The sequence below is a fragment of the Psychrobacter piscatorii genome (assembly GCF_904846415.1).
In the GTDB taxonomy this organism is placed as follows: Bacteria; Pseudomonadota; Gammaproteobacteria; order Pseudomonadales; family Moraxellaceae; genus Psychrobacter; species Psychrobacter piscatorii.
In genome coordinates, this window is sequence record NZ_CAJHAR010000069.1 from 1 (window position 1) to 4,355 (window position 4,355).

Consider the following 4,355-nt stretch of genomic DNA (forward strand, 5'->3'; position numbering starts at 1 on the left):
CAGCATCAGGTAGTCGAACTATTGCTTTAGGACTTGGCTCTACAGCAAACGGTGCTCAAAGTGAAGCGCTTGCCGATCGTACCACAGCATCAGGTTATGATAGCTTGGCTTCAGCTATAAACAGTACAGCAACTGGCGCAAACTCTCGTGCGACAGCTGAGAACAGCACCGCAACTGGACAAAACGCTCAAGCTAAAAGTACAAACAGTACAGCACTAGGGCAAAACGCTCAAGCGACTCAAGATAATGCAACAGCGACTGGACAAAATGCTCAAGCCACTGCTGTGAATACAACGACAATAGGTGTAAGTAGTAAAGCGACGGATATAGAAGCTACGGCAACAGGCTTTGAAGCCGATGCATCAGGGGCTTATACAACAGCATTAGGTAGTCGAACTATCGCCTCAGGGTTTGGCTCTACAGCAAATGGCGCTCAAAGTGAAGCGCTTGCCGATCGTACCACAGCATCAGGTTATGACAGTCTGGCTTCCGCTATAAACAGTACGGCAACAGGTGCAAACTCTCGTGCGACTCAAGAGAATGCAACAGCGACTGGACAAAATGCTCAAGCCACTGCTGTGAATACAACGACAACAGGTGTAAGCAGTAAAGCGACGGATATAGAAGCTACGGCAACAGGCTTTGAAGCCGATGCATCAGGGGCTTATACAACAGCATTAGGTAGTCGAACTATCGCCTCAGGGTTTGGCTCTACAGCAAACGGTGCTCAGAGTGAAGCGCTTGCCGATCGTACCACAGCATCAGGTTATGACAGTCTGGCTTCCGCTATAAACAGTACCGCAACTGGCGCAAATTCTCGAGCGACTCAAGATAATGCAACAGCTTATGGACAAAACGCACAAGCCACTGCTGTGAATACAACGACAACAGGTGTAAGTAGTAAAGCGACGGATATAGAAGCTACCGCAACAGGCTTTGAAGCCGATGCCTCAGGAGCTTATACAACAGCATCAGGTAGCCGAACTATTGCCTCAGGGTTTGGCTCTACAGCAAATGGCGCTCAGAGTGAAGCGCTTGCCGATCGTACCACAGCATCAGGTTATGACAGCTTGGCTTCCGCTATAAACAGTACGGCAACAGGTGCAAACTCTCGTGCGACAGCTGAGAACAGCACCGCAACGGGACAAAACGCCCAAGCCACTAAGCAGAATGCCACTGCAGTAGGTAATAATGCTATTGCTGATGGTATTGATGCACTATCTGTAGGGGCAGCCAACCAGTCTTTAGCGAATAAAACTATCTCCATTGGTTCTAACAATAGTGTAGAGGCAGAAGGTTCATCAGCTATTGGACAATCTAATGTTATCAACTCAAGTGATACATTTGTCTTAGGTTCTAATATCAATAACTCAGGTCTATTCGATGGCTTTGGTAACATTGTACCGATAGGTAATACTGTTACAAATTCAGTCTACTTAGGCAGTAATACGGTTGCCACTGCGGGCAATCAAGTAGGAACACAAGTATTGCAAAGTAATGGACAACAAGGCAATACCACAACTGCTGGTAACACTGGCAGCGTGGCGAGTACTGTCATAGGTAGTATTAATTATAATAACTTTGCAGCAAGTACAGCAAATGGCGTCATCTCAGTAGGCTCAGCCAATAGTGAACGTAGAATTCAAAACGTAGCCGCTGGTGAAATATCGCAAACCTCTTCAGATGCTATCAATGGTAGTCAGTTGTATGCGATTGCCACTAATACTTCACTCAATAGAGATATGGCATCCAAAAACCAGAGTGATATTGCTACTGTTAAAACTGAGATCGATCAGACCAACAGTGCTTTAGCCACTGCTAATGATCTTATTTCAAAAAATACAGATTACATTGCAACTAATACGAGCAATCTAGTCACCGTTACAGCAGCAACGACCAAGAATACTGGTGACTTGGTGACCGCCAATCAGGCTATTTCTCAAAACACGAATTCAATTGCCACTTTCACGACTGCTCTAGGTACTACCAATACTAGTGTAGCCGAAAATACTGGTGCCCTAATCGTAGCTAACGCCGCGATTGCTAAAAATACTGGTGACTTAGCGACTGCCAATCAGGCTATTTCTGACAATACGACTATTATTTCAGAAAACGTGGGTAAGCTAATTGTTCTTGAATCTAAGGTTTCAAATAATACGACTGGTTTGGCGGACGCCAATACCAAAATTTTAAGTAATACAACTGGTCTAGCCAATGCCAATATAGAAATTTCGAAAAATACTGCTGGTCTAACCACTGCTAATATCAAAATCTCAGAAAATACGACTGGTCTAGCCACTGCTAATACTAAGATTTCAGAAAATACGGCCGGTCTAGCCACTGCTAATACTAAGATTTCAGAAAATACAGTCGGTCTAGCCACTGCCAATACCAAAATCTCAGAAAATACAACTAGCTTAGCAAGTGCCAATATCAAAATCTCAGAAAATACAGCTGATATCTTGAAGAACACTCAAAACTCAGCGATAGCGAATAGCAAGATAAATACAAATAGCGATAATATCTCGAAAAATACGGCTGATTTAGTCAGTGCAAATAGCGCTATCTCAAACAATAGTTCTGCTCTAACAGCAGCTAATACTCTGATATCTCAGAATTCAAATGATATTTTAAATAATAGTAATGCTTTGGATGTGGCTAATGTTGCTATCTCCAAAAACGCCAGTGACTTAGTAGTCGCAAATACAGCTATTACCAAAAACACCGACGATTTGGTCGCCACTAATTCAAACGTCGCTAGTCTAGGTTCAACCGTCCAGCAGAACAGCACTACACTATCCAAAGGCCTTACGTTTAGTGATGGTACGGACAGCAATACCTATCAACTAGGCGATACTATCGCTGTGACGAGTACCAATCAGAACCTATCGGTTCAAACTACCAATGAAGGTATCAGTGTCGGATTAAACAACAATATTCAGGTAAATAGCATTCAAATTAATGATGGCCCTAGTCTATCCAGTAATGGTATAGATGCTGCTAATACCAGAATAACCAATGTATCTGCAGGGGTTAATTATAACGATGCTGTGAATGTTGGACAGTTATCCAGAGTGTACGAATACTCACGTGAGTATTCACGACAAGGTGATGAAATTGCTTACAAGGGCATCGCGATGTCAGCAGCTTTATCCAATGGTTCAGACGCAGTGGCTAGACCCGGTCAGCTATCAGGTATGATCGGAGTAGGAAACTTCAGAAGCAATACGGCTATGGCGCTTGGGATAACCTATTTAAGTAAGGAAAGTAATTTTAAGCTAACAGGAGGTTTTGCATATGCTGGAAGTGATGACATCTTGTACCAAGGTGGGCTTGCTTTTGCGATAGGTCGATAAAACGTTCTTTTAACACAGAGTCTTGATATTTAATTAAATCATATAGGGAAGAGATATTATGCAAAACAATTTTCAGCGCAAGCTTCTAGCGATAGCCATAACTGCAACGACAAGTGCGTTATTTTTACCATCAGCTATGGCAGCGGGTACTCCAGGCGTAGTACAGTGTGGAACAAGTGGGACAGGCGCAGTGGACTGTGCTACTAACTCAAGTGTAAACTCTAATTTAACGGTAAACGGTAATACTACGACTACTGGTACAACTAACACAACTAATATTGTTAACTCTGGTAATCTGAACACAGGTAGTCTTACTAATTCAGGTGCTCTGACTAGTAATGGTACTTTGACTAGTAATGGTACTCTAATCAGTAATGGTGCAACTCAGATAAATGGCACTCTAACGGCAGGTGTAACGACGACAACTGGGCTAACTAATACGGGTACTCTGACTAATAATGGTGCAACTCAGCTAAACGGTACTCTAGCGGCAGGTGCTACGACAACAGCAGGCCTGACTAATACTGGCGGCATAATCAGTAGTGGCGCAACTCAGCTAACCGGTACTCTAGCGGCAGGTGCTACGACGACAGCAGGCCTGACTAATACTGGCGGCATAATCAGTAGTGGCGCAACTCAGCTAACTGGTAATCTGACGGCGACAGGTGCAACTCAGCTAAACGGCTCTTTAACAGCAGGTGCAACTACGACAGCAGGTCTTACCAATAATGGTGTCTTAAATAATACAGGCGCGGCTATAGTAGGAGGGACGCTAAATGTTGCAGGTCAAACCTCAACTACTGGTCTTGGTAATAATGGAGCCTTAACTAACACAGGCACCCTTACCAATACTGGCGCATCTCAGTTGAACGGCACGCTAGGAGTTACAGGCTTATCCACGACAGCTGGTATTGATAACACAGGCGATATCGATAGCGTAGGTAATCTTACTAATACTGGTACTCTAACCAATACTGGCGCATCTCAGTTGAACGGCAC

General features: G+C 43.9%; 2 protein-coding genes. Both read left to right on the forward strand.

Features of this window, described 5'->3' with window-relative positions; genetic code table 11:
- Nucleotides 1–3,356: beta strand repeat-containing protein (locus JMX83_RS14760; protein WP_201603333.1), on the forward strand; the 3,356-nt coding region annotated here is incomplete at its 5' end.
- A 58-nt stretch (nt 3,357–3,414) separates the two neighbouring features.
- On the forward strand, nt 3,415–4,355 hold a 941-nt coding region (locus tag JMX83_RS14765; protein WP_406947644.1), incomplete at its 3' end, for a hypothetical protein.